The organism is Streptomyces sp. NPDC029466 (assembly GCF_055574515.1).
The window spans coordinates 226127-250500 of the sequence record NZ_JBVHZH010000002.1 but is presented as its reverse complement, the minus strand read 5'-3'; the positions used below and the strand labels follow the sequence as shown (position 1 = coordinate 250500).

Genomic DNA, 24374 nt, shown 5'->3' with positions numbered 1-24374 from the left:
CCCGGAAACGCGCACGCTCATACGTGCCCTACGGGCCATCGAGGGCCGGGGCGGGCAGGTGCGTGCCCCGCGGCGGGTGCGGCCGTCAGCAGGAGGGCGCCGGCGGGCGGGAGAGATCGGCGGCCTGGCGGGGGACGGCGGCCGTCTGGGGCCCGAAGGGGTACTCCCGCTCCAGGCGCCACACCTCGTCCGCGCCCTGCTCGTAGAGCGCGAAGCCGCCGATGGTCCAGGTCGCGGTGAAGTCCCGGAGCCCGGCCTGGGCGCGGTCCATGGCCTCTTCAGAGATGCCGTGGGCGATGGTCACATGCGGGTGGTACGGGAACTGGAGCTCGCGGGCGCAGGGGCCGGAGGCGGCGCGGATCCGGGCCTGGAGGGCGGTGCAGCCCGCGACCCCGTCGGTGACCTGGACGTACACGACCGGGGAGAGCGGGCGGAAGGTCCCGGTGCCTTCCAGGCGGAGCGGGAAGGGGCGGCAGCCGGCCGCGACCTCGGCGAGGTGGCGTTCGATGCCGGGCAGTGCCTCGGCGCGTACCTCCGTCGGCGGGAGGAGGGTGATATGCGTGGGGATGCCGGGTGCGGCAGGGTCCCCGAAGCTCTCGCGCTTCCGCTGGAGGAAGCTGCCGTAAGGCTCCGGGACCGCGATCGAAACGCCCAGCGTTACGGTCCCCACTGCGTTCTCCCTCCTGACGTGTGTGCGGCGCGCTCGCGCACCCTCTTAGTGTGCCGGGTGCGCGCCCTTATCGGGGAGCGCCCTCGGTCCTGTTGCGAGCGGACAAGGGGCCCACGGGCGGGGCCCCCTGGCTCGGCGGGGTCCGCGCGGCCGGCAGCGGGCCGCCGCGCGAGGGGGTGGCGTCAGTGCTTGGCCGGCAGGAATCCGAGCCGGTCATAGGTGGTGGCGAGGGTCTCGGCGGCTACCGCGCGGGCCTTCTCCGCACCCTTGGCCAGGATGGCGTCCAGCGTCTCGGGGTCGTCCAGATATTCCTGCGTACGGTCCCGGAACGGTGTGACGAAATCGACCATCACCTCGGCGAGATCGGTCTTGAGGGCGCCGTACATCTTGCCCTCGTACTTCTGCTCCAGCTCCGGGATCGAGGTGCCGGTGAGGGTGGAGTAGATGGTGAGGAGGTTGGAGACGCCGGGCTTGTTCTCGGCGTCGTAACGGATCACCGTGTCGGTGTCCGTGACCGCGCTCTTGACCTTCTTCGCGGAGACCTTCGGCTCGTCGAGGAGGTTGATCAGGCCCTTGGGGCTGGCGGCCGACTTGCTCATCTTGGCCGACGGGTCCTGGAGATCGTAGATCTTCGCCGTCTCCTTGAGGATGTACGGCGCCGGCATCGTGAAGGTGTCGCCGTAGCGGCTGTTGAAGCGCTCGGCGAGGTCGCGGGTCAGCTCGATGTGCTGGCGCTGGTCCTCGCCGACCGGGACCTGGTGGGCCTGGTAGAGCAGGATGTCGGCGATCTGGAGGATCGGGTACGTGAACAGGCCGACGGAGGTGCGGTCGGCGCCCTGCTTGGCGGACTTGTCCTTGAACTGGGTCATCCGGGACGCCTCGCCGAAGCCGGTGAGGCAGTTCATGACCCAGCCGAGCTGGGCGTGCTCGGGCACATGGCTCTGGACGAAGAGCGTGCAGCGCTCCGGGTCGAGACCGGCGGCCAGCAGCTGGGCGGCCGCGATCCGGGTGTTGCTGCGCAGTTCCGCCGGGTCCTGCGGAACGGTGATCGCATGCAGGTCGACCACCATGTAGAAGGCGTCGTGGGACTCCTGGAGCGCCACCCACTGGCGTACCGCACCGAGGTAATTGCCGAGGTGGAAGGAGCCGGCGGTGGGCTGAATGCCGGAGAGCACACGTGGACGCTGGAGAGCCATGCCTCGATTGTCTCAGGTCGGGGAGGGGACCCGGCGCGTGGTGGCGTGTGCGGCGTCGGGGCCCGGTGGCCTCCGGCGCCGCGGCGCCTGTTCGCGGCGGCCTGTTCGGGGCGGGCGGGAGCTGGAATCGTGGGTCGGATGACCGATGGACAGCCGCTCTCCGAGGACGCCCGCCTCCCCGCCCCCGCGCCCCTCCCGCCGCCCGAGGCCTCCTGCCCGATGCGCTCCGGCGGCGCGGCGCCGCACCGGCTCGGCCCCGGCGGTGCCGGCCGGGCCGCGGCCGACGCACTGCTGCGGGAGGCCGGTGCGGTGGTCCCCGTCGTCCTGCCCGGGGAGGTGCCCGCGGTCGCCGTGACCCACCACGCGGTGCTGCGGGAGGTCCTCTCGCACCCCGAAGTCGCCAAGAGCGCCCGCCATTTCACGGCCCTGCACGACGGCACCGTGCCGCCCGGCTGGCCGCTCACCACCTTCGCCACCGTCGACGGGATGACCACGGCCGACGGCGCGGACCACCGGCGGCTGCGCGGCCTGGTGACCAAGGTGTTCACCGCGCGGCGGGTGTCGGCCCTGCGGCCCCGGGTGGTGGCGCTGACGGCCGGGCTGCTGGACGGGCTGCCGGGCGCCGCCGGGGCCGACGGCACGGTGGAGCTGCGCCGGCACTTCGCCTATCCGCTGCCGATGAGCGTGATCTGCGAACTGCTGGGCGTGGACGCCGCGTTACGCGACCGGCTGCACGCGCTGTCGAACCTGATCGTGGGCACGACCGGTACGGCGGCCCAGGTGCAGGCGGCCAACCGGGAGATCACCGCCGTCCTCGGGCAGGTCGCCGAGGCCCGGCGGGCGGACCCCGGCGACGATCTGACCAGCGCGCTGATCGCCGCCCAGGAGGAGGACGGCGACCGGCTGAGCGCCCGCGAGCTGGTCGGCACCCTGCTGCTGATGATCATCGCCGGGCATGAGACCACGCTCAATCTGATCACCAACGCGGTGCGGGCCCTGTGCACCGACCGCGAGCAGCTGGAGCTGGTCCGGGCCGGGCGGGCGACCTGGGACGACGTGGTCGAGGAGACGCTGCGCCACGACAGCCCGGTCGCCCACTTCCCGTTCCGCTACCCGGTCCGGGACCTGGAGCTCGGCGGCACGGTCGTCCCGCGGGGCACCCCGATGCTGGCCTCCTACTCGGCGGCCGGCCGGGACCCGGCGGCGTACGGGCCCGACGCGGACCGGTTCGATGTCACCCGGCGGCCCGCCACCCGGCATCTGTCCTTCGGCCACGGGCCGCACTACTGCCTGGGCGCGCCACTGGCCCGGCTGGAGGCGACCGTCGCCCTGGAGGCGCTCTTCACCCGCTATCCGGCGCTGGACCTGGCCGTCCCGGACGCGGAGCTGCCACCGCACCAGAGCTTCATCGGCAACAGCACGGACGTCCTGCCGGTCCGGCTCACCGGCTCACCGGGCTGAGCGCAGCCGGTGAGCCGGTCGGGGTGCCGGACGGGGCGCCCGACGGGGTGCCGGACGGGGTGCCGGACGGGGCGCCCTGACACGCCCGTTCAGGCCGTCGGCAGCCCCGGCGCCGGGTAGGCGGCCATCAGCTCCGCGACCTCACCACGGATCACCGTCAGCGCGTCCTCGTCGCCCTTCGCCGCCGCCTGGACGCTGCGGTCGATCCACTCGGCGACCAGCGGCATCCGGTCCGTGCCCAGCCCGCGGGAGGTGAGGGACGGGGTGCCGATGCGGATGCCGGAGGGGTCGAAGGGCTTGCGCGGGTCGAAGGGGACGGTGTTGTAGTTGACGACGATGCCGGCGCGGTCCAGCGCCTTCGCGGCGACCTTGCCGGGGACCTCCTTCGAGGTGAGGTCGATCAGCACCAGGTGGTTGTCGGTACCGCCGGAGACCAGGTCGTAGCCGCGGGCCAGCAGCGCCTCGGCGAGCGCCTTGGCGTTGGCGACGACGGCATGCGCGTAGTCACGGAAGGACGGGGCGGCCGCCTCGCGCAGCGCGACCGCGATGGCGGCGGTGGTGTGGTTGTGCGGGCCGCCCTGAAGGCCGGGGAAGACGGCCTTGTCGACGGCCTTGGCGTGGCTCGCCCGGGACATCAGCATCGCGCCGCGCGGGCCGCGCAGGGTCTTGTGGGTGGTGGTGGAGATGACGTCCGCGTGCGGCACGGGCGAGGGGTGGGCGCCGCCCGCGATCAGGCCGGCGATATGCGCGATATCGGCGACGAGGACGGCGTCGACCTCGCGGGCGATCTCACCGAAGGCGGCGAAGTCGATGGTGCGGGGGACGGCGGTGCCGCCACAGAAGATGATCTTCGGGCGTTCCTTGCGGGCGAGGTCGCGCACCTCGTCGAAGTCGATCAGCGCGCTGTCCGGGCGTACGCCGTACTGCACCCCGCGGAACCACGTGCCGGTCGCCGAGACGCCCCAACCGTGCGTGAGGTGGCCGCCCATCGGCAGCGCCATGCCCAGCACGGTGTCACCGGGCTCGGCGAAGGCGAGGTAGGCGGCGAGGTTGGCGGGCGAGCCGGAGTAGGGCTGGACGTTGGCGTGCTCCACGCCGAAGACGGCCTTGGCGCGCTCGACGGCCAGGGTTTCGACCTGGTCGATGTTCTGCTGGCCTTCGTAGTAGCGACGGCCCGCGTACCCCTCGCTGTACTTGTTCTGAAGGACGGTGCCGGTGGCTTCCAGGACGGCGGCGGAGACGTAGTTCTCGCTGGGGATCAGCCGCAGGGTGTCGGCCTGGAGCTGCTCCTCGGCGCCGACCAGCGCGGCCAGTTCGGGGTCGGCGGCGCTCAGCGCGGGATGCGAAAGGGGCTGTGCGGCATGGGGCTGAGTGGCATGGGGCTGGGACATGGCGTCCTCCGGGGCGGTCGATCGGTGTTGCCGGTCGTGGTCCCGGGGTGCCCAGGCGGGGCGGCACCTCGTGATGGTTGCCGCACACCGCTTCCTCGAGGTTGCTTCCCCGTACGCCAGTCGCGGTGCGCATCGCAGAGTCTAGGGGGTGTCTCTTCGATCTGCGTGGGCCTGCGACGCCTGGCACCGCACCTCGCTGCGTTGTCGCATCCCCCACGGACACCCAGTCCGAGGGAGACGCTCCGCCTTGCGATGCACGGCACCAGACGCCGCAGGCTGATCCACGCAGATCGAAGAGACACCCCCTAGGACACCCCCCAGGCCCCTGTCCGGCGGATCTTCGCAGGCCGGGCGGTCCGGGCGGGCGCAACAATGGAGAGGGACGCGGCAGTGCCCGCGCCCGTACGGTCTACCGAACGGAGTCACCGGTGACGTCCACGGAACGCGGCATCGCGGCCGCCGAAGCCCACAGCGCGCACAACTACCACCCGCTGCCCGTCGTCGTGGCCACCGCCGAGGGCGCCTGGGTGACGGATGTCGAGGGCCGCCGCTACCTGGACATGCTCGCCGGGTACTCCGCGCTCAACTTCGGGCACGGCAACCGTCGGCTGCTCGACGCGGCGAAGGCACAGCTGGAGCGGGTCACGCTCACCTCGCGCGCCTTCCACCACGACCGTTTCGCGGACTTCTGCACACAGCTGGCCGGGCTGTGCGGCATGGAACTCGTCCTGCCGATGAACACCGGCGCCGAGGCCGTCGAGACGGCGGTGAAGACGGCCCGCAAATGGGGCTACCGGGTCAAGGGCGTCCCGGACGGCCGGGCGAAGATCATCGTGGCGGACAACAACTTCCACGGCCGGACGACCACCATCGTCTCCTTCTCCACCGACCCCGAGGCCCGCGCCGACTTCGGCCCGTACACCCCCGGCTTCGAGATCGTCCCGTACGGCGATCTCGCCGCGCTGGAGGCCGCCGTCGACGCCGACACGGTCGCGGTGCTGCTGGAGCCGATCCAGGGCGAGGCGGGCGTCCTGGTACCGCCGCCGGGCTACCTGGCGGGCGTACGGGAGCTGACCCGCAGCCGGAACGTGCTGTTCATCGCCGACGAGATCCAGTCCGGGCTGGGCCGCACCGGCCGGACCTTCGCGTGTGAGCACGAGGGCGTGGTGCCCGACATGTACGTGCTCGGCAAGGCACTGGGCGGCGGGGTGGTTCCGGTCTCGGCGGTGGTCTCCTCCCGCGAGGTGCTGGGCGTCTTCGCCCCCGGCGAGCACGGCTCGACGTTCGGCGGGAACCCGCTCGCCTGCGCGGTGGCGCTGGAGGTCATCGCGATGCTGCGGACCGGTGAACTCCAGCAGCAGGCCATGGAGCTGGGCGAGCATCTGCACAGCGAACTGGGGCTGCTGGTGGGCGGCGGCGCGGTGGACGCGGTGCGCGGCCGCGGACTGTGGGCCGGTGTGGACATCAACCCCTCGCGCGGCACCGGGCGGCAGATCTCCGAACAGCTGATGGCCCGCGGGGTGCTGGTCAAGGACACCCATGGCTCGACGATCCGCATCGCGCCCCCACTGGTCATCAGCAAGGAGGACCTGGACTGGGGGCTCGACCAACTGCGGGGTGTGCTGGAGGGATGAGGTGGGCGGTGCGGGCCTGCTGGTAGCGTCGCGCTCTTCGCCGGTGTCGGCCGCGCGGAGTCCCCTGGCAGGTCCCGGAATGTCCGAGTCCCCCGCCCTCGCCGCGTACACGCTGTGGCGCGACGCGCTCGCCGAGGTGGACGAGGTCTTCGCCTCGCCGCCTGAGCTCGACGGTCCGGTCGACGGGTGCACCTACTGCATTCCGGAGTCGGAGCTGCGCGTCCTCGGTGGTGACCCTGCCGATGTGCCGGACGATCTCCTCGGGTACTTCATGCGTGAGGTCGCCAGCCACTGGGACGAAGACCAATACTCCGTCCTGTGGCGCCGCTTCCTCCCCCGTGCGCTGCGCCGCTGGGGACCGGGCGGGGACGACACCGACCCGTCGGAGGCGATGGGGCGCCTCGGCCGCGGCGGTGCCCGGCTCGCGGACTGGCCCGTGGCCGAGCGCGCCGCGGTCGAGCGGGCCTTCCGGGCGCTGCTGCACATCGCCGTGACCGACGGCCGCCCGTACTGGGAGATCACCGATCTGATCGAGGGAATCGCTCATGCGACGGGTTCCCTGGAGCCGTGGCTGGACCGCATCGCCGGGCTCACCGGTCCCGAAGCGGATGCCGGCGTGGTCCGCCTCGCCCTCGGCTGGGCCACCGAACTCCTCTGGGAAGAGCTGGAGTTCACCTGGTGGTACCACGGCGACCCGCAGCTCATCGCCGCCTGGCTGCCCACCCTGCGCACCCGCCTCGCGGCCTTTGCCGTGCGGCACCCCCGCTGCAAGAGCGCATCCGACGCGCTGACCGCGATCGACGCGTGCGAGGCCGGCACCCACGGCCCCTGGCTCTACCCCTACGACATGCGGACGCTCGGCGGCCCGGTGCTCATCCGGCAGGGCTGAGGCCGGTGTACGTTCTGCCCGGGCCCGTGTCCCTCCTAGGCCAGGAGTGAGGCCGGGGTGACGAGCCGGGCACGTTCGTGGAGTTCGCGGGCGGCGGGGGTCTTGAGGTGGGGGCGGATGAGCTTGAACATCTTCCCCATGCGCCGGTCGACCCTCCCGCTTTGCACCAGGGGATATTCGTCCAGTGCTTCATTCCATGTCGCACAGGCCGCTTCCAGGTGCCCCACCTCAAGTTGGAACTCGGCGAGTGTGGCCCGTTCCTTCACCCGGGACCGGCGGTAGATGTCGTAGCACAACCTGTCCGATTCCCGCATCGCCGCAACGGCTCCGGGAAGGTCTCCGAGCTCGTGGCGAACGTGGCTGATGTGGTAGTGCAGAGATGAGGGGTCATAGGAGCCAAAGGCTTTCGCTCGTGCCTCGGCCTTTTCCATGGAAATTTCGGCTTCTTTGAGATGCGCGAGCGCCTTGTGGCGGTCTCCTGTTTGCGCAGCGGCATGAGCCTGCTGCCCCGCAAGGAACGCGACCATACGCGGGCCCGCTTGCGGCGAGGCAGCGGCAGCCGCATCGGCCAGTCGCATGGCTTCACGGCCGTGCCCCAGGTCAACTGCCTGCACACTCATACCTCGCAGCGTCGTGCAGTACGTGAGGTGGTCCTCGGAGGCGCCGGCCAGTTCCAGTGCCTTGAGGTAATACTTCTGCCCCAGCCCCTCCACCCCCTCATCCACCGCCATGTATCCGGTGAGATAGCACAGATCGGAGGCTGCCGACAGCATTGCCTTGCGTACGGGTTCCGGCGCATCAGCCCGTAGATACGGAGCCACCGTGTTGACGAGAAATGCCGCAGCCATGGGGCGGGCGTGACGTCCACCGAATTGGTCGTCGAGTTCCGAGATCCGTTCGGTCATGGCGATAACCATGTCGACTTCCGGCATGCCGATGCGCGGAGTTCGGCCGGTTTGCACGGCTTCCATCCGTCCCACCACATCCGGCCAATTGGGCACCGTCAGCGCAACGGAAAAGAGCCCTATACCGAGAACGCTGCGGCGTGAGGGATCCATATCTCCCCTACCGAGATCGATCAGTCCCTCCACCGCGCTCGGAGGGCCGTCCGAGCTACTGGCAGGCGACGGGAATCCCACCTCGGCATGCGTGACCGGACGTCCCAGCTTCCGCGCCAGGGCCTCCACGATCAGCGGTCTGACCTGCTCCTTCGGCAGGTGCCCCTGACACCACTGATGGGCCGACGGCTCGCGGTACTTGAGCGGGGTGCCTCGCTCGGTGCCGATGCGGTTCACGGCCTGGACGAACTGCCGCAGCGTCCAGCCGGTCTGCCGGTAAAGCCGTTCGAGGTGCCGGTTCGGTTCCCGAGTGCCCACTAGCCCTCAACTCCCCGGTGTGCACGAGCACTTAAAGCTCTTAAAAGCCGCTTCCACTGCCACCGTACCGCTGGGCGTAGCGGAGCGGTTGCCTAGAGCGAGGAAGGCCCTCCTCGCAAGACAAAGAGGACCCCCGCGACCGTGGTGGACGGCCCGGGGGCGTGGCCCTCAACTACAAGGGAGTTGACGACATGCCCGACGCTACAGCGAGGGTCTTGGTCCGGCTGCTGCCGTGGACCGGCCCGGACGGCAAACCGTGCTTCCTGGCAGGCGACGGGACCGGATATGTCTCCCGCATCGCGGACCAGATGGAGGAGGAGCAGCTCAGCTCCGCCGACGATCTCATCGACGAAGCCCGCCAACTGCTTGCCGCACGGGCATGGACGCCCGGGGAACTGCACCTGCTGGCCGTGGAATTGACCACGACCCTCGCCGATGTCCGCCGGGTGGCCAGGAGCCGGGGCGGGCGCTTGAGCGCTCTCGGGGCGGCGTCGGTCCATACGTAGAAGTTCGTGCAAGTCGCTGGCGCCCTGCGGCGGCTCAGGCGCAAACTCGGACATGTTGATCGTCACCCGAGGCGACGGAGGACACCATGGCTTTGCACCGCCTGGGCAAGGACCCCGAGAGCCCGAACAACGGCTCCCCGACTGTGTACCTGGACGATGAGAGCGGGAACTACGTCCTGCAAGGGTGGCGAGTGACGGACCCCGAGCGCCTGGCGCAGATGGACGTTCCCAGCCATGAGACCGTGATCGAGTTCCCGAAGCGCATGATGCAGTTCTTCCCGGAGGTGAACGGTGGCGACGGCGGAGTCGACGTTTGAGGAGCTGTTCCGGTCGGCCCAGCACTGCGCGTGGCACTTCGAGGCCAGGGACGCATACGCGCTGGACGAGGCGTACCAGGAGTGGATCGCCGGAAACCACTTCGACCCGGCCGAGCGGTGGCCATGGTGGATCGATCTTGTCTCGGCTTCGGTGGCCCGTGGCGTGGAGGTGCGCCGAGCGCGGGTCGTCTCGGAACCCGTATCCGCCTACATCCGGTACGAGCACGCGCTCACCGGTGGACACAACGTCAAGGCCGGAGAGTCGGTGCGCTGGCTCCCCCGTCGGCAAGCCTCATCATTGCTGTTGCCAGGCAACGACTGCTGGGTCTTCGACCGTTCGTCGGTGCTGTTCAATCACTTCAACGGTGACGGGGAGATGACCGGCGAAGAGCTGGTGACCGAACCCGGTGTGGTCCACGCCTGTGTATCCGCGTTCGAAACGATCTGGGAACGGGCGACTCCCCACGAGGAGTACCGGCCGGTCTGACGGTAGGCACTCGGAAGACTCGATCGTGACATCGTCGTCGAGCATCCGGCAGGCCCGAGAGGCCCTTGGCAAGCGCCTGCGCGAGATGCGCAAGGATTCGGGTCTGACGGCGAGGGAGTTGGCCGCCCGGGCCGGCTGGCATGAGAGCAAGTGCAGCCGCATCGAGAACGGCCGCACCGGGCCGTCCGATGATGATCTGCGGGTGTGGGGGCTGCACTGTGGCGCGGAGGGACAGACGGCCGACCTGATCGCCACCGCACGCAATATCGATGGTGCGTATGTCGAGTGGCGGCGCATGGAACGCTCCGGACTCCGCCGTGCACAGGAGTCGGTTCTCCCGCTGTGGGAGCGAACGCGGCACTTCCGCGCCTACTCGTCGTGGCTGATCCCGGGGCCCTTCCAGACACGTGCGTACATTGAGGCACTCCTCAGGGCGATTCGTGACCGGCGGGCGCTCCCCGACGACCTGGAAGAAGCTGTCCAGGTCCGTGTGGACAAGCAGCGCATCCTGCACGAAGGGCCGCGCCGCTTCGCTGTGATCTTGGAGGAGAGCGCACTTCGCCACCGGATCGGCGGCGCTGCGACGATGGCAGGTCAGCTTGGGCACCTGCTGTCCCTTGCTGCGCTGCCCCACGTCAGCCTCGGGGTGATCCCGCTGCACGCGGACCGTACCGCGCTGTGGCCGGTGGAGGACTTCTGGATCTTCGATGAAGCCCAAGTCAGCGTTGAGCTGGTGTCTGCCTTTCTCACCATCACGCAGCCGCACGAAATCAGCATGTACGCCCACACCTTCGCGGGCCTGGCCGAATTGGCCGTCTACGGGGCTCCGGCACGGACTCTGATCACAGCAGCGATCGATTCCCTCGGGTGAGCGTGCGCAAGTTCACGCAAGTGCGTTGAGGCCAACCCTTCGGCATTCCTAGCTTGTCGCCATACGGCTGCCAAGTGTGTGCGGCGGTAGCCGGTATCAAGACTCCCGCCCCGGCTGCGGAATACCCGGACAGGTCGAGCGGCCGGGGCGGGTGAGCACCGCAGGAAATCCCCTGTGGGCCTACGGGCCATGCCTCGACGGTACGGCGGCGTGGCCCCTCACGAAAGAGGAGGTTGGTAAATGAGCGTCACAGCCGTTGAGACGTACGAGACGCGCACGCCCGATGCCGACGGGTGGCACGGAGTCCCCTTCCGGCACCCGGCCGACATGGAGGCGGACGGCGGCAAGCACGACGGCGGGCCCATGCCCCCAGAGGCACCGCGCGACCCGCAACCCAGTGGCGGGGACAGCGACAACAAGTAGTCGCGAATGCCGGGGGCTCTCCTCCTACTGGCCGGGCGGCCCCCGGCTGATTCAGCGGATCACATGCGGCAGGAACCGCGCGTACTCATCGGTGACCGGGCCCGCCGACTCGCGGATGCCGAGGCCGGCGGCCTCGTCCTCGACGACCCAGGCGCCGAGGACGACGCGGTTGCCGTCGAAGTCCGGCAGCGGGGCCAGCTCCTGGTAGCAGCAGGGGTCGTCGGGCGCCCGCAGGACCGGTTCGGTGCCCGGCTCGTGCAGGGTGACCCCGGCGCCCTCCCGGCCGAGCAGCGGCTTGGCGACGTAGCCCCGGGTGTGGGCCAGCTCGCGTGGACCGTCGAGGTAGGCGGGCAGCAGGTTCGGATGGCCGGGGTAGAGCTCCCACAGGATCGCCAGCAGCGCCTTGTTGGAGAGCAGCATCTTCCAGGCGGGTTCGATCCAGAGGGTGGAGCCGGTGCCGCCGCCGTTGTCGAGGGTGTCCAGGACGTGCGGGCCGAAGTCGTCGGTGGCCAGCCACTCCCACGGGTAGAGCTTGAAGCAGGCCCGCATGAAGCGCAGCCGCTGGTCGACGAAGCGGCCCGAGAGCCGGTCCCAGCCGATGTCCTCCATGGAGATGGCGACGGTCTCCAGGCCCGCCTGCTGGGCGGTCTCCTCCAGGTAGGCGACGGTCATCAGATCCTCGCCGAGCTCGTCGCCCGAGGAGTGCGCGAAGTGCAGCGGCGCGCCGGGCGGCAGCAGCGGGGCCTGCCGCTTCCAGGCCGCCACCAGCCGCTCGTGCAGCGAGTTCCACTGGTCGGCGCCGGGAAAGCGCTCCTCCATCCAGAACCACTGCGGGCTGGCGGCCTCGACCAGCGAGGTCGGGGTGTCGGCGTTGTACTCCAGCATCTTGGCCGGGCCGCTGCCGTCGTAGTGCAGGTCGAACCGCCCGTAGAGGGAGGGGAGTTCGTCGCGGCGGCGCCAGGACTCGGCGATCAGCTGGGCCAGGCGCGGGTCCTCGATGCCGAGGTCGGCGAAGCGGTCCTGGTCGACGATGTGCGCGGCCGCGGCCAGACACATGCCGTGCAGCTCCTCGACGACCTCCTCCAGGGCCTCGACCTCGGGGAGGGTGAAGGAGTAGTACGCGCTCTCGTCCCAGTAGGGGCGCAGCGAATCGTCCGGGTAGCGGGTCAGCGGGTAGATCAGGCCCTGCGCCTCGACGGTCTGCTGCCAGCCGGGGCGGGGCTCGATGGTGTGGCGTCGCATGCCGTGCCGGGTCCGCTCAGCCGCCGAAGGAGCCGTGCCGGCCGCCGCCGCTGCCGTGCGACCCCGAGCAGCCGAAGCCGCCGCGGTTGACGGCCGTGCTCTTGCTGAACGTGCCGCTGTCGGCGTACGAGCCGCCCTTGTTGCTCGGGTCGTAGTACCACTGGCCGTCGACGCGCTGCTTGCCGCGGCCGGCGCTGCCGTATCCGCCACTGCTGGACCCGCTGCTCCCGGAGGACGAACTGCCGCTCGCCGAGCAGTTCTTGGAGTCGACGATGCGGTAGCCCTTGATCGCGTCGTAGCTGTTGCGGTCGACGCAGCGCTTGTCGGGCTCGGAACCGCAGGACGTCAGGGCGGCGGCGAGCGCGCCCATGCCTCCCAGGATCACCGTGCTGGACCGCAGCCTCCGGCGTGCCTTCTCGGCCATGATTCACCTTTCCCCCGTGAACATTTGTCTGAGCACGGACAGCGTAGACGGCGCCCGCGGTCCGACGACAACGCGGTAGGGCCCGCTCCGCGACGAGGCCCCGGGCATCCGCGACGGTCCCGGACGAAGCGGCAGCAGGGGGACGGCAGTGGCCGGAAGGGAACAGTCGGGCGCCGGGCCGCCCTCCGTTGAGGACGACCCGGCGCGGCGGGTAGGGAACGGCGCGTCAGGCGCCGAGGACGGTCTGGGTGTCGGTGTCGGAGGAGCCGGTGAAGTTGGTGTCACCGGCGTAGACGCCCGTGACGGTGTAGGTGCCGGCCGTGGCCAGCGGCGAGCTGGTGGAGGCGACCCCGGTGCCGTCGAGCGTGCCGGTCAGCGTCACGGTGGTCACCCCGTCGGTGACGGTGAAGGTCACCGTGCCGGTCGGGATTCCGCTGCCGGGCGCCACGGCCTGTACCAAGGCCAGGAACGTCACCGTGTCACCGGCGTTGGACGGGTCGGGGAACGAGGTCACGGTCGTGGTGGTCGCGCTCTGGCTGACCGTGTGGATGTCGGTGCCGGTGGAAGTGGTGAAGTTGGCGTCTCCGCTGTAAACGGCGAAGACGTTGTGCGGACCGGCTTCGAGGGTGCTGGTGGTGATGGTGGCCACGCCGCCGGAGACGGTGGCGGTCTGTGTCCCGCCTCCCGCACCGTCGATGGTGAAGGTCACCGTGCCGGTCACCGTGCCGGAACCGGGCGCCACCGGGGCGACCGTGGCGGTGATGGTGACCGTCTCCCCGAACACCGACGGGTCGGGCGACGAGGAGACCGCGGTGGTCGTCGACGCCTCGGTCACCGTCTGGGTGTCGGAGCCGGTGGAGCCGCTGAAGCCGGCGTCACCGCTGTAAGTGGCCGTGACCGTGGAGGTCCCCACCGCCACCGCACTGGTCGTGGCGGTCGCCGTGCCGCCGGACAGGGTGGCGGTCAGCGTCGGGCCTCCGGTGACGACGAAGGTCACCGTGCCGGTCGGGGTCCCGGTGGCCGGTGCGACCGGAGCAACGACGGCCGTGAAGGTCACCGTCTCCCCGAACACCGACGGGTCCGGCGCCGACGTCAGCGTGGTGGTCGTCGCCCCTTGGGTCACGGTGTGGGTGTCCACGCCCACCGAACCGGCGAAGTTGGCGTCACCGCCGTAGGTCGCCGTGACCGTGTAAGCCCCCGCGGTCACCAGACCGGTGGTGGTCACACTGGTCGTGCCGCCGCTGAGGGCGCCGGTGAGGACCACCGTGGTCACCCCGTCCGTCGCCACGAACGTCACCGTGCCGGTCGGCGTACCCGCACCCGGCCCGACCGGCGCGACGGTCGCGGTGAAGGTCACCGTCTCCCCCACGACCGACGGGTCCGGAGCCGTGGAGACAGCGGTCGTGCTCGCCGCCTGGCCCACGGTCTGGGTGTCGGTGCCGACCGACGACGTGAAGTCCGCGTCGCCGCTGTAGGTCGCCGTGACGGAGTAAGTGCCCGCGGTCACCAGCCCGTTGGTGCTGACGCTGGTGGTGCCGCCGCTGAGGGTGCCGGTGAGGGTCACCGTGGTCACCCCGTCCGTCGCGACGAACGTGACCGTGCCCGTCGGGACGCCGTTGCCGGGCGCCACCGGGGCGACCGTGGCCGTGAAGGTCACCGACTGGCCCACCACCGACGGGTCCGGCGACGAGGTGACCGTCGTGGTCGTCGACGCCTGGTTGACGGTGTGGGTGTCCGTACCGACCGACGACGCGAAGTCCGCGTCACCGCTGTAGGTCGCCGTCACGGAGTAAGTGCCCGCGGTCACCAGCCCGTTGGTGCTGACGCTGGTCGTACCGCCACTGAGCGAACCGGTCAGCGCCACCGTGGTCACACCGTCCGTGGCGACGAAGGTGACCGTCCCGGTCGGGGTGCCCGCACCGGGCGCGACCGGCGAGACCGTCGCCGTAAAGGTCACGGTCTCCCCCACGACCGACGGGTCGGGGGCCGTGGAGACCGCCGTGGTCGTCGACGCCTGGTTGACGGTGTGAGTGTCCGTACCGACCGACGACGCGAAGTTCGCATCACCGCTGTAGGTCGCCGTCACGGAGTAAGTGCCCGCGGTCACCAGCCCGTTGGTGCTGACGCTGGTCGTACCGCCACTGAGCGAGCCGGTCAGCGCCACCGTGGTCACGCCGTCCGTGGCCACGAAGGTCACCGTGCCCGTCGGCGTACCCGCACCCGGCGCGACCGGCGAGACCGTCGCCGTGAACGTCACCGACTCCCCCACGACCGACGGGTCGGGGGCCGTGGAAACCGCCGTCGTCGTCGACGCCTGGCCCACCGTGTGGGTGTCCGCACCGACCGAGCCGACGAAGCTGCCGTCGCCGCTGTAGGTCGCCGTCACGGCGTACACGCCCGCGGTGACCAGCCCGCTGGTGGTCACGCTGGTCGTACCGCCACTGAGGGTGCCGGTCAGCGCCACCGTGGTCACACCGTCCGTCGCCACGAACGTGACCGTCCCGGTCGGGGTGCCCGCGCCCGGAGCGACCGGCGCGACGGTGGCCGTGAAGGTCACCGGCTCACCCACCACGGACGGGTCCGGCGACGACGTGACCGTGGTCGTCGTCAACGCAAGGGTCACCGTCTGGGTGTCCGTACCGCTGGACCCGGTGAAGTTGGGGTCACCGCTGTAGGTCGCCGTGACGGTGTGGGTGCCGACGCTCAACGCGTTCGTCGAGACGCTCGCGGTCCCTCCGGAGAGGGTGCCGGTCAGGGTCGGACCGCCGGTGATGACGAAGGTGACCGTCCCGGTCGGGGTGCCCGCACCGGGCGCGACCGGCGCGACGGTCGCCGTGAAGGTCACGGTCTCGCCGAAGACCGACGGGTCGGGGGACGAGGTGACCGTAGTGGTCGTCGACGCCTGGCCCACGGTCTGGGTGTCCGTACCGACCGAGCCGGCGAAGCTGGCGTCACCGCTGTAGGTCGCCGTCACGGTGTACACGCCCGCGGTGGCCAGTCCACTGGTGGTCACGCTGGTCGTGCCGCCACTGAGGGTGCCGGTCAGAGCCACCGTGGTCACACCATCGGTCGCCACGAACGTGACCGTCCCGGTCGGGGTACCCGCACCGGGCGCCACCGGAGCGACCGTCGCCGTGAAGGTCACCGGCTCACCCACCACCGACGGGTCCGGCGACGACGTGACCGTAGTGGTCGTCGACGCCTGATTCACCGTCTGGGTGTCCGTGCCGCTGGACCCGCTGAAGTTGCCGTCGCCGCTGTAGGTCGCCGTGACGGTGTGGGTGCCGACGCTCAGCGCGCTGGTCGTGACGCTCGCGGTCCCCCCGGAGAGGGTGCCGGTCAGGGTCGGACCGCCGGTGATGACGAAGGTAACCGTCCCGGTCGGCGTACCCACGCCCGGCGCCACCGGAGCGACCGTCGCCGTAAAGGTCACCGGCTCACCGAACACCGACGGGTCCGGCGACGAGGTGACCGTAGTGGTCGTCGACGCCTGGCCCACCGTCTGGGTGTCCGTACCGACCGAGCCGACGAAGCTGCCGTCGCCGCTGTAGGTCGCCGTCACGACGTAGACGCCCGCGGTCACCAGGCCGCTGGTGGTCACGCTGGTCGTACCGCCACTGAGGGTGCCGGTCAGCGTCACCGTGGTCACGCCGTCCGTGGCGACGAATGTCACCGTGCCCGTGGGCGTACCCGCACCCGGAGCAACCGGCGCAACGGTGGCCGTGAACGTCACCGGCTGCCCCACCACGGACGGGTCCGGCGACGACGTGACCGTAGTGGTGGTCGCTGACGGGGTGACCGTCTGGGTGTCCGTACCGACCGAGGAGGTGAAGTTCGCGTCGCCGCTGTAGGTCGCGGTGACCGTGTGGGTGCCGACGCTCAGCGCGCTGGTCGTGACGCTCGCGGTCCCTCCGGAGAGGGTGCCGGTCAGGGTCGGACCGCCGGTGATGACGAAGGTGACCGTCCCGGTCGGCGTACCCACGCCCGGCGCCACCGGAGCGACCGTCGCCGTGAAGGTCACCGGCTCACCGAACACCGACGGGTCCGGCGACGAGGTGACCGTAGTGGTCGTCGACGCCTGGCCCACCGTCTGGGTGTCCGTGCCGACCGAGCCGGCGAAGTTGGCGTCGCCGCTGTAGGTCGCGGTCACCGTGTACACGCCCGCGGTCACCAGCCCACTGGTGGTCACGCTGGTCGTACCGCCACTGAGGGTGCCGGTCAGCGTCACCGTGGTCACGCCGTCCGTCGCCACGAACGTGACCGTCCCGGTCGGGGTACCCGCACCGGGCGCCACCGGAGCGACCGTCGCCGTGAACGTCACCGGCTCACCCACCACCGACGGGTCCGGCGACGACGTGACCGTAGTGGTCGTCGACGCCTGATTCACCGTCTGCGTGTCCGTACCGACCGACGACGTGAAGTTCGCGTCGCCGCTATAGGTCGCGGTGACCGTATGCGTACCGACGCTCAACGCACTCGTCGTGACACTCGCCGTGCCACCGGACAGCGTGCCGGTCAACGTCGGACCACCACTGATGACGAAAGTGACCGTCCCGGTCGGGGTACCCGCACCCGGCGCGACCGGCGCGACCGTCGCCGTGAAGGTCACCGGCTCGCCGAACACCGACGGGTCCGGCGACGAGGTGACCGTCGTGGTCGTCGACGCCTGATTCACCGTCTGCGTGTCCGTACCGACGGAGGGCGCGAAGTTGGCGTCACCGCTGTAGGTCGCGGTCACCGTATGCGTACCGACGCTCAACGCACTCGTCGTGACACTCGCCGTGCCACCGGAGAGGGTGCCGGTCAAGGTCGGACCACCACTGATGACAAAGGTGACCGTCCCGGTCGGCGTACCCGCACCGGGCGCGACCGGAGCGACCGTCGCCGTGAAGGTCACCGGCTGCCCCACCACGGACGGGTCCGGGGACGAGGTGACCGTCGTGGTCGTCAGCGCCGGGAGCACGGTCTGGGTGTCGGTGTCACTGGAGCCGGTGTAGCTCGCGTCGCCGCTGTAGGTCGCGGTGACGGTGTAAGTGCCCGCGGTCACCAGCCCGTTGGTGCTGACGGTCGCGACGCCGGCGCCGTCGAGGGTGCCGGTCAGGGACACCGTGGTGACCCCGTTCGTGATGACGAAGCTGACGGTTCCGGTCGGAACGCCGCCACCGGGGAACACCGGCCCCACGAAGGCCGTGAAGTTGACCGTCTGGCCCACCACGGAGGGGTCGGGGAACGAGGTGACCGTAGTGGTGGTCGCCGCCTGGTTGACGGTCTGGGTGTCCGTGCCGACCGACGAGGTGAAGTTGGCGTCGCCGCTGTAGGTCGCGGTGACCGTGTGCGTACCGACGCTCAACGCACTCGTCGTGACACTCGCCGTCCCACCGGACAGCGTGCCGGTCAACGTCGGACCACCACTGATAACGAAAGTGACCGTCCCGGTCGGGGTACCCGCACCCGGCGCCACCGGGGCGACCGTCGCCGTGAACGTCACCGACTGGCCCACCACCGACGGGTCCGGCGACGAGGTGACCGTCGTAGTCGTCGCCGCCTGGTTGACGGTCTGGGTGTCCGTACCGACCGACGAGGTGAAGTTGGCGTCACCGCTGTAGGTCGCGGTGACCGTATGCGTACCGGCGGAAAGGGCACTCGTGCTGACGCTCGCCGTGCCACCGGAGAGCGTGCCGGTCAAGGTCGGACCACCACTGATGACAAAGGTGACCGTGCCGGTCGGGGTGCCCGCCCCCGGAGGCACCGGGGCGACCGTGGCCGTGAACGTCACCGACTGGCCCACCACCGACGGGTCCGGCGAGGACGTCACCGTGGTGGTCGTCGCCGCCTGGCCCACCGTGTGGGTGTCCGTGCCGACGGAGGAGTTGAAGTTGGCATCGCCGCTATAGGTCGCGGTGACCGTATGCGTACCGACGCTCAACGCACTCGTCGTGACGCTCGCCGTGCCACCGGACAGCGTGCCGGTCAACGTCGGACCACCGGAGATGACGAAAGTGACCGTGCCGGTCGGGGTACCCGCGCCCGGCGCCACCGGGGCGACCGTGGCCGTGAACGTCACCGGCTGACCGACCGCCGACGGGTCCGGCGACGAGGTGACCGTGGTGGTCGTGGACGCCTTGTTGACCGTCTGGGTGTCGGTACCGCTCGACGGCGCGAAGCTGCCGCTGCCGCTGTAGGTCGCGGTAACGGTGTGGGGGCCCACACCGAGGCTGCTGGTGGTGACGCTCGCCGTGCCGCCGACGAGCGGGGCGGTCAGCGTGCCGCCCCCGGTACCGCTGATGACGAAGGTGACCGTCCCGGTCGGGGTGCCCGAGCCGGGCGGGACGGGTGCGACGGTGGCCGTGAAGGTCACCGGCTGCCCGAAGACCGACGGGTCGGGGGACGAGGTGACGGTGGTGGTCGTCGGTGTCAGGGCCGGCTGCACCGTCTGCGTGTCGGTCCCGGACGACGCGTTGAATTGCGCATTGCCGCTGTATGTCGCGGTGATGAGATGGGTGCCCGGGGTGAGACTGCTGGTGGTGATGGTCGCCGTACCACCGACGAGCGGGGCGGTCAGCGTGCCGCCCCCGCCACCGGCGATGACGAAGGTGACCGTCCCGGTCGGGCTGCCCGAACCGGGCGCGACCGGCGCGACGGTGGCGGTGATGGTGACCGGCTGTCCGAAGTTCGACGGGTCCGGCGACGTGATCACCACGGTGGAGGTCGACGCCTTGTTGATCGTGATGGACCCGAAGCCGCTGGACGGCGAGAACTGGGGGCTGCCGTTGTAGTTCGCAGTGAAGGTATGAAAACCGATGGGGATACCGGTCGTGGTGACGGTCGCGGTGCCACCGACGAGCGGGGCGGTCAGGGTGGGTCCGCCGGCGACGACAAAGGTCACGGTGCCGGTGGGTGTCCCCAGGCCCAGTGGAATGACGGTGGCGGTCAATGTCACCGGTTGTCCGAAGACAGCCGGGTTTGGCGCTGCGGACGCCAAGGTAAAGGTGGGTGCCATGCTATGGCCCTCCGGTTGCGGGGTGTGGGCGGGCCGTTCAGCTCCCCGCGGAGCTTGTGGTTCTGCGGGAAGTGGGCATCAACCTGGAGGGCAGGCTCGGTAAGGACAGCCGACGGTGATTCGCACCTGCATACCAATGCCATCCGCCAGGTAGGCAACCCGCCGGTCGATAGCATCAGTAGGCGCGCCGATCATGCCGCCACGCCATAGCCGTCACACCCATTTACCCTGAATGGCGCAGCGCGAAGTGGCGCCCAGGACGCAGCGGGGCGCGCGCCACCGGGCGTAGATGTGACAGGGGTCAGCACTGGCGACCTGTGGTCAGTACGGGACGCCGCCGGAAGCGGTACCGGGACCATCCTCAACGCCGTTGTACAACCGCGTAGTTGAGGGAGAGGCGCGCGCGGGCGGGGGAGCCGCCGGACAGTCGCTTGATTTGCTGAAGCAACGCACCCTCGGTCAGGCGAGCGGGCGGCCGGGTTCGTCCTTTTGTCACCTCAACCAGCCCTCCACGCAAGGCAGTTGGCGGGACGAGAAGCGACTTTCCGCCAGTCGCCCGGATCAACCGCCGTCTACGCTGGCCAACGGACCGGGGCAAGATCCCGTTCACCCCGGAGGACGGAGGAGCCAGACCATGACCGAGCACGCCCGAGCGCTGGAACAGCTGCCCGGACAGCTGACGTTGCGACGCCCGGTTCCCGCGGATCACGCGCGGCTTCAGCAGGCCCTCGCGGGCTGGTGGGACGGCCTGGGCGGGGAAGCGGGCGCACGGCAACGCCAGTTGCTCGTACCGCGTCTCTGGCTTCAGCACTTCGCCGACACCAGCTTCCTGGTCGAGCGGCCGGACCGGACCCTGCATGCCTTTCTGATCGGCTTCCTGTCCCAGACCGATCCCAGGACCGCGTATATCCACTTCGCGGGTGTGTGCCCGGAGGGCCGGCGGGAGGGCCTGGGCAGCACCCTCTACGACCGCTTCTTCGCTACGGTCCGCGCGGCCGGCCGTAGCCGGGTCCGCTGCATCACCAGCCCCAACAACCGCAACTCCATCGCGTACCACACCCGTATGGGGTTCCAGCTGGAGCCGGGCGACCGGATCGATGACGACGGCGTCCCGGTGCACGGCGACTACGACGGGCCGGGGCTCGACCGGGTGTGCTTCGTCCGGGAGTTGTGAGGCGGATCGAGCGGTACGGCAGCGCGGGCCGGAGCTCGCGCCGCCTCCGGACCGGCGCATCGCGTCCGCGAACCGGCGCCGGCGCGTCGCGGTGGCGGCGCACACCGACCGGTTCGCTCCCCCTACTCCCCCGGCGGCAGCGCCCGGAGCAGGGCGTCCAGGGCGTGGGTGAAGGAGTGGTCGGGTGGGGTGCCGTAGGCCACCACCAGGGCGTCGCGGGAGGCCGGTGGGGCGGAAGGGTCTCGGAAACGGCTCAGGCCCTCCAGGGCGAGGCCCTGCCAGCGGGCGCCCTGGACGATGGACTGCTCGGTGCCGGGCGGCAGTTCCAGCACGGCGTGCAGACCGGCGGCGATGCCCGAGACATGGAGATGGGGCGCCCGGTCGGCCAGCGCGGCCACCAGCTGATCGCGGCGCCGCCGGTAGCGCAGCCGCATACCGCGCAGATGGCGGTCGTAGGCGCCGGAGGACAGGAACTCGGCGAGGGTGAGCTGGTCCGGCGTGCCGGACTGCCATTCGCCGGTGGCCTTGAGCGCGAGCACCGGGTCCAGCAGCCGGTCCGGCAGCACCATCCAGGAGAGCCGCAGTGCGGGGGCGAGGCTCTTGCTGGCGGTGCCCAGGTAGACGACATGGTCGGGGTCGAGGCCCTGGAGGGCGCCGACCGGCTGGCGGTCGTAGCGGAACTCGCCGTCGTAGTCGTCCTCCAGGACGAAACCCCCGGTGGACCGCGCCCAGTTGACGGCCGCGGCGCGGCGGTCGGGGTGCAGCGGCACGCCGGTGGGGAACTGGTGGGCGGGGGTGAGCAGCGCCGCCCGTACGCCGTCGAGCGCGGCCAGCTCCTCCGTACGGGCGCCGCGTTCGTCCACGGTGAGCGGGACGGTGCCCAGGCCGGCGCGGGTGATGACGGCGCGGTGGAAGTCCAGGCCGTACGACTCGGTGGCCAGTCGCCCGGTGCCCAGCGCCCGGCTGAGCAGGGCCAGCCCCTGCATGAAGCCGGCGCAGATGACGATGCGGTCGGGGTCGGCGCGGACGCCGCGGGCGCGGGCGAGGTAGTCGGCGAGGACGGCGCGGAGTTCGGGGCGGCCGGCCGGGGTGCCGTAGCCGAAGACCTCGCTGGGGGCGGCGGTCAGGGCGCGGCGGGCGGCGGCGAGCCAGGCGGTGCGGGGGAAGGCGGAGACATCGGGGGTGCCCGGGGTGAGGTCGAAGCGCGGCCGGTCGGGGTGGCCGGCCGGCCCCGGGGTGCGCGGGGAGGCGGGCGTGGCGCGCGGCAGGACCCGCTCCGCGACGCGCGTGCCGGAGCCCTGCCGGGCGCTCAGCCAGCCCTCGGCGACCAGTTCGGCGTAGGCGTCGGCGACGGTGTTGCGGGCGATGCCGAGGTCGGCGGCGAGCGAGCGGGAGGACGGCAGGCGGGTGCCGGGGGGCAGCCGGCCGGACCGTACGGCGTCCCGCAGGGCGCGCAGCAGTGCGGCCCGCAGCCCGCCGGGGCCGGTGAGGTCGAGGTGCAGATCGCGACCGAAAGTGGCCCAGGAATTCCCCATGGAAGTGGACCATACAGCTGTGCCATTACCGACGTAGCGTCGTAGCCATGACGACCACACCGACACCACAGACCACACCGGCCACGGCCGCCGGGACGGCGGAGGGCGCGGCGCACCGGCACGGCCCCCGGCTGCACTGGGCGAAGCTCGCGCCGGATGTCTACAAGGCCATGATCGCGCTGGACGCGGCGGCGAAGCAGGGTCTCGACCCGACGCTGGTCGAGCTGGTCAAGATCCGTGCGTCGCAGCTCAACCACTGCGCCTTCTGCATCGATATGCACATCAAGGACGCCCGCACGGCCGGCGAGACCGAGCAGCGGGTCTACCTCCTCAACGCGTGGGAGGAGGCCGCCGGCCACTACACCGACAAGGAGCAGGCCGCCCTCGCCCTCACCGAGGCGATCACCCTCCTCACCGACGGCTTCGTGCCGGACGCCGTCTACGACCGCGCCGCCGGCCACTTCGGCGACACCGAACTCGCCCAGCTCATCGCCCTGATCACCACCATCAACGCCTGGAACCGCTTCGGCGTCTCCACCCGCATGGCCCCGGGGCGGGCATGACCACGACCGAGACCCCGCGACTCCCCTTCTACCGGCTCGCGCCCGGCATCTTCGGCCCGCTGCTGGCACTGACCCGGGCCGCCAAGAAGGACCTCGACCCGACCCTGGTCGAGCTGCTGCTCATCCGGGCCTCGCAGCTCAACCACTGTGCCTTCTGCCTCGATATGCATGTCACGGACGCCCGCAAGGCCGGGGAGACCGACGAGCGGATCGCCCTCCTCAGCGCCTGGGAGGAAGCCACCGGTCTCTACTCCCCCGAGGAGCAGGCGGCCCTCGCCCTCACCGAGGCGGTGACCCTGCTGCCTCGGGGCGGCGTCCCGGACGAGGTCTACGACCGGGCGGCGGTCCACTTCGGCGACGCCGGCATCGTCCGCCTCATCGCCCTGATCACCGCCATCAACTCCTGGAACCGGATCAATGTCGCGGCCCGTATACCGGTGGGGGCGAGCCTGGCCCCGGCCGAAGCGGCGCCGGCCCCTGTCGGCGGTGCGTCATGACGGCCGCCGCACTCCGTGCCCTCCACCACGGCCCCGACCTCCCGCTGGTCCTCCCCGGCCCGTGGGACGCGGCGAGCGCCCGGGTCTTCGCCGACGCCGGTTTCCCGGCGCTGGCCACCCCCAGCGCGGGCATCGCGGCCTCCCTCGGCTACGAGGACGGCGCGACCCCGCCCGACGAGATGTTCGCCGCCGTCCGCCGTATCGTCCGCGCCGTCGACATCCCGGTCTCGGCGGACGTGGAAGCCGGATACGGCCTGTCCGCCCGGGAGTTGGTCGGCCGGCTCGCGGACGCCGGGGCAGTGGGCTGCAACCTGGAGGACACCGACCACTCCACCGGCACCCTGCGGGACTCGCACCAGCAGGCGGACTGGCTGGCCGAGGTACGCGCCGAGGCAGGCGACGCCCTGGTGATCAACGCCCGGATCGACACCTACCTGCACGGCGTCCGGGACCGGGACGAGACGGTCCGCCGCGGCCGCCGCTACGCCGCGGCCGGCGCCGACTGCGTCTACCCGATCCTCGCCCCGCCGCCCCTGCTGGCCGACCTGGCCGACGCCATCGGCCTCCCGGTCAATGCCGTGGTGACCCCCGACGGCCCCGCGCCCCGCGAACTCGGCGCCCTGGGCGCGGCACGGGTCACCTTCGGCCCCGGGCTCCAGCAGCGGGCGATGACGGCCCTGGCCGGGATGGCGGAGCGGCTGCGGGAGGAGCTGTGACC

At 71.0% G+C, this 24374-nt stretch carries 20 protein-coding genes and 1 riboswitch; of the genes, 12 read left to right on the top strand and 8 right to left on the bottom strand.

Features of this window, described 5'->3' with window-relative positions; translation table 11 throughout:
- Positions 1-85 precede the first annotated feature (85 nt).
- Both ACZ4XD_RS02870 and trpS read right to left on the bottom strand, forming a co-directional pair.
- Positions 86-670 (bottom strand): 2'-5' RNA ligase family protein, encoded by a 585-nt coding sequence (locus ACZ4XD_RS02870; RefSeq protein ID WP_468037542.1) that lies wholly within the window; start codon positions 668-670, stop codon positions 86-88.
- Positions 671-852: 182 nt separating this feature from the next.
- Positions 853-1866: a tryptophan--tRNA ligase gene (gene trpS / locus ACZ4XD_RS02865; protein WP_468037540.1), complete on the bottom strand. Its 1014-nt coding sequence runs from the start codon at positions 1864-1866 to the stop codon at positions 853-855.
- A 138-nt stretch (positions 1867-2004) separates the two neighbouring features.
- On the opposite strand from trpS, the gene ACZ4XD_RS02860 reads away from it, so the two are divergent.
- Complete coding sequence (locus ACZ4XD_RS02860) at positions 2005-3327, top strand: cytochrome P450 family protein (protein ID WP_468037538.1); 1323 nt, start codon at positions 2005-2007, stop codon at positions 3325-3327.
- Positions 3328-3416: 89 nt separating this feature from the next.
- Here ACZ4XD_RS02860 and ACZ4XD_RS02855 read toward each other — a convergent pair whose 3' ends face one another.
- Positions 3417-4718, bottom strand: a complete 1302-nt coding sequence (locus ACZ4XD_RS02855) for a serine hydroxymethyltransferase (protein ID WP_468037537.1) — start codon at positions 4716-4718, stop codon at positions 3417-3419.
- 42 nt (positions 4719-4760) lie between these two features.
- A riboswitch (ZMP/ZTP riboswitch) is annotated at positions 4761-4852 on the bottom strand.
- 294 nt (positions 4853-5146) lie between these two features.
- On the opposite strand from ACZ4XD_RS02855, the gene rocD reads away from it, so the two are divergent.
- Positions 5147-6352 (top strand): ornithine--oxo-acid transaminase, encoded by a 1206-nt coding sequence (rocD, locus tag ACZ4XD_RS02850; RefSeq protein WP_468037535.1) that lies wholly within the window; start codon positions 5147-5149, stop codon positions 6350-6352.
- A 79-nt stretch (positions 6353-6431) separates the two neighbouring features.
- Positions 6432-7241, top strand: coding sequence for a hypothetical protein (locus tag ACZ4XD_RS02845; protein ID WP_468037533.1), 810 nt, complete (start codon positions 6432-6434; stop codon positions 7239-7241).
- A 35-nt stretch (positions 7242-7276) separates the two neighbouring features.
- Here ACZ4XD_RS02845 and ACZ4XD_RS02840 read toward each other — a convergent pair whose 3' ends face one another.
- Positions 7277-8617, bottom strand: a complete 1341-nt coding sequence (locus tag ACZ4XD_RS02840) for a tetratricopeptide repeat protein (RefSeq protein WP_468037531.1) — start codon at positions 8615-8617, stop codon at positions 7277-7279.
- Positions 8618-8808: 191 nt separating this feature from the next.
- On the opposite strand from ACZ4XD_RS02840, the gene ACZ4XD_RS02835 reads away from it, so the two are divergent.
- The 5 genes from ACZ4XD_RS02835 to ACZ4XD_RS02815 all read left to right on the top strand — a co-directional run bounded on the left by ACZ4XD_RS02835 (position 8809) and on the right by ACZ4XD_RS02815 (position 11221).
- Positions 8809-9123, top strand: a complete 315-nt coding sequence (locus ACZ4XD_RS02835) for a hypothetical protein (RefSeq protein ID WP_468037529.1) — start codon at positions 8809-8811, stop codon at positions 9121-9123.
- An 86-nt stretch (positions 9124-9209) separates the two neighbouring features.
- A complete protein-coding gene (locus ACZ4XD_RS02830) occupies positions 9210-9440 on the top strand; it encodes a hypothetical protein (protein WP_414506446.1) in 231 nt (76 codons plus the stop codon).
- Positions 9415-9927 carry a DUF6879 family protein gene (locus ACZ4XD_RS02825; RefSeq protein ID WP_468037527.1) on the top strand — a complete coding sequence of 171 codons (513 nt, stop codon included), beginning with the start codon at positions 9415-9417 and terminating at the stop codon, positions 9925-9927. Before ACZ4XD_RS02830 ends, ACZ4XD_RS02825 begins: the two co-directional genes overlap by 26 nt.
- A gap of 25 nt (positions 9928-9952) precedes the next feature.
- Positions 9953-10798, top strand: coding sequence for a helix-turn-helix domain-containing protein (locus tag ACZ4XD_RS02820; protein ID WP_468037525.1), 846 nt, complete (start codon positions 9953-9955; stop codon positions 10796-10798).
- A gap of 240 nt (positions 10799-11038) precedes the next feature.
- A complete protein-coding gene (locus ACZ4XD_RS02815) occupies positions 11039-11221 on the top strand; it encodes a hypothetical protein (RefSeq protein ID WP_468037523.1) in 183 nt (60 codons plus the stop codon).
- Positions 11222-11272: 51 nt separating this feature from the next.
- Here ACZ4XD_RS02815 and ACZ4XD_RS02810 read toward each other — a convergent pair whose 3' ends face one another.
- From ACZ4XD_RS02810 to ACZ4XD_RS02800, 3 genes are all read right to left on the bottom strand, one after another.
- Positions 11273-12463, bottom strand: a complete 1191-nt coding sequence (locus ACZ4XD_RS02810; protein WP_468037522.1) for a glutathionylspermidine synthase family protein — start codon at positions 12461-12463, stop codon at positions 11273-11275.
- Positions 12464-12479: 16 nt separating this feature from the next.
- Complete coding sequence (locus tag ACZ4XD_RS02805; protein WP_468037520.1) at positions 12480-12887, bottom strand: hypothetical protein; 408 nt, start codon at positions 12885-12887, stop codon at positions 12480-12482.
- Positions 12888-13113: 226 nt separating this feature from the next.
- Positions 13114-19827, bottom strand: a complete 6714-nt coding sequence (locus ACZ4XD_RS02800) for an Ig-like domain repeat protein (protein ID WP_468037518.1) — start codon at positions 19825-19827, stop codon at positions 13114-13116.
- A gap of 694 nt (positions 19828-20521) precedes the next feature.
- On the opposite strand from ACZ4XD_RS02800, the gene ACZ4XD_RS02795 reads away from it, so the two are divergent.
- Entirely contained in the window at positions 20522-21061 is a 540-nt protein-coding gene (locus ACZ4XD_RS02795) for a GNAT family N-acetyltransferase (RefSeq protein ID WP_468037516.1), read from the top strand.
- A 122-nt stretch (positions 21062-21183) separates the two neighbouring features.
- On the opposite strand, the gene pdxR is transcribed toward ACZ4XD_RS02795, so the two are convergent.
- Positions 21184-22596 carry a MocR-like pyridoxine biosynthesis transcription factor PdxR gene (gene pdxR / locus ACZ4XD_RS02790; RefSeq protein WP_468037514.1) on the bottom strand — a complete coding sequence of 471 codons (1413 nt, stop codon included), beginning with the start codon at positions 22594-22596 and terminating at the stop codon, positions 21184-21186.
- A 47-nt stretch (positions 22597-22643) separates the two neighbouring features.
- On the opposite strand from pdxR, the gene ACZ4XD_RS02785 reads away from it, so the two are divergent.
- The 3 genes from ACZ4XD_RS02785 to ACZ4XD_RS02775 are packed head-to-tail and all read left to right on the top strand — an operon-like array spanning position 22644 to position 24372.
- Positions 22644-23159: a carboxymuconolactone decarboxylase family protein gene (locus ACZ4XD_RS02785; protein WP_468037513.1), complete on the top strand. Its 516-nt coding sequence runs from the start codon at positions 22644-22646 to the stop codon at positions 23157-23159.
- Complete coding sequence (locus ACZ4XD_RS02780; RefSeq protein ID WP_468037511.1) at positions 23156-23656, top strand: carboxymuconolactone decarboxylase family protein; 501 nt, start codon at positions 23156-23158, stop codon at positions 23654-23656. The genes ACZ4XD_RS02785 and ACZ4XD_RS02780 overlap by 4 nt, the downstream gene beginning before the upstream one ends.
- On the top strand, positions 23653-24372 hold the full coding sequence (locus tag ACZ4XD_RS02775; RefSeq protein ID WP_468037509.1) for an isocitrate lyase/PEP mutase family protein: 720 nt from the start codon (positions 23653-23655) through the stop codon (positions 24370-24372). Before ACZ4XD_RS02780 ends, ACZ4XD_RS02775 begins: the two co-directional genes overlap by 4 nt.
- The last annotated feature ends 2 nt before the right edge of the window (positions 24373-24374 follow it).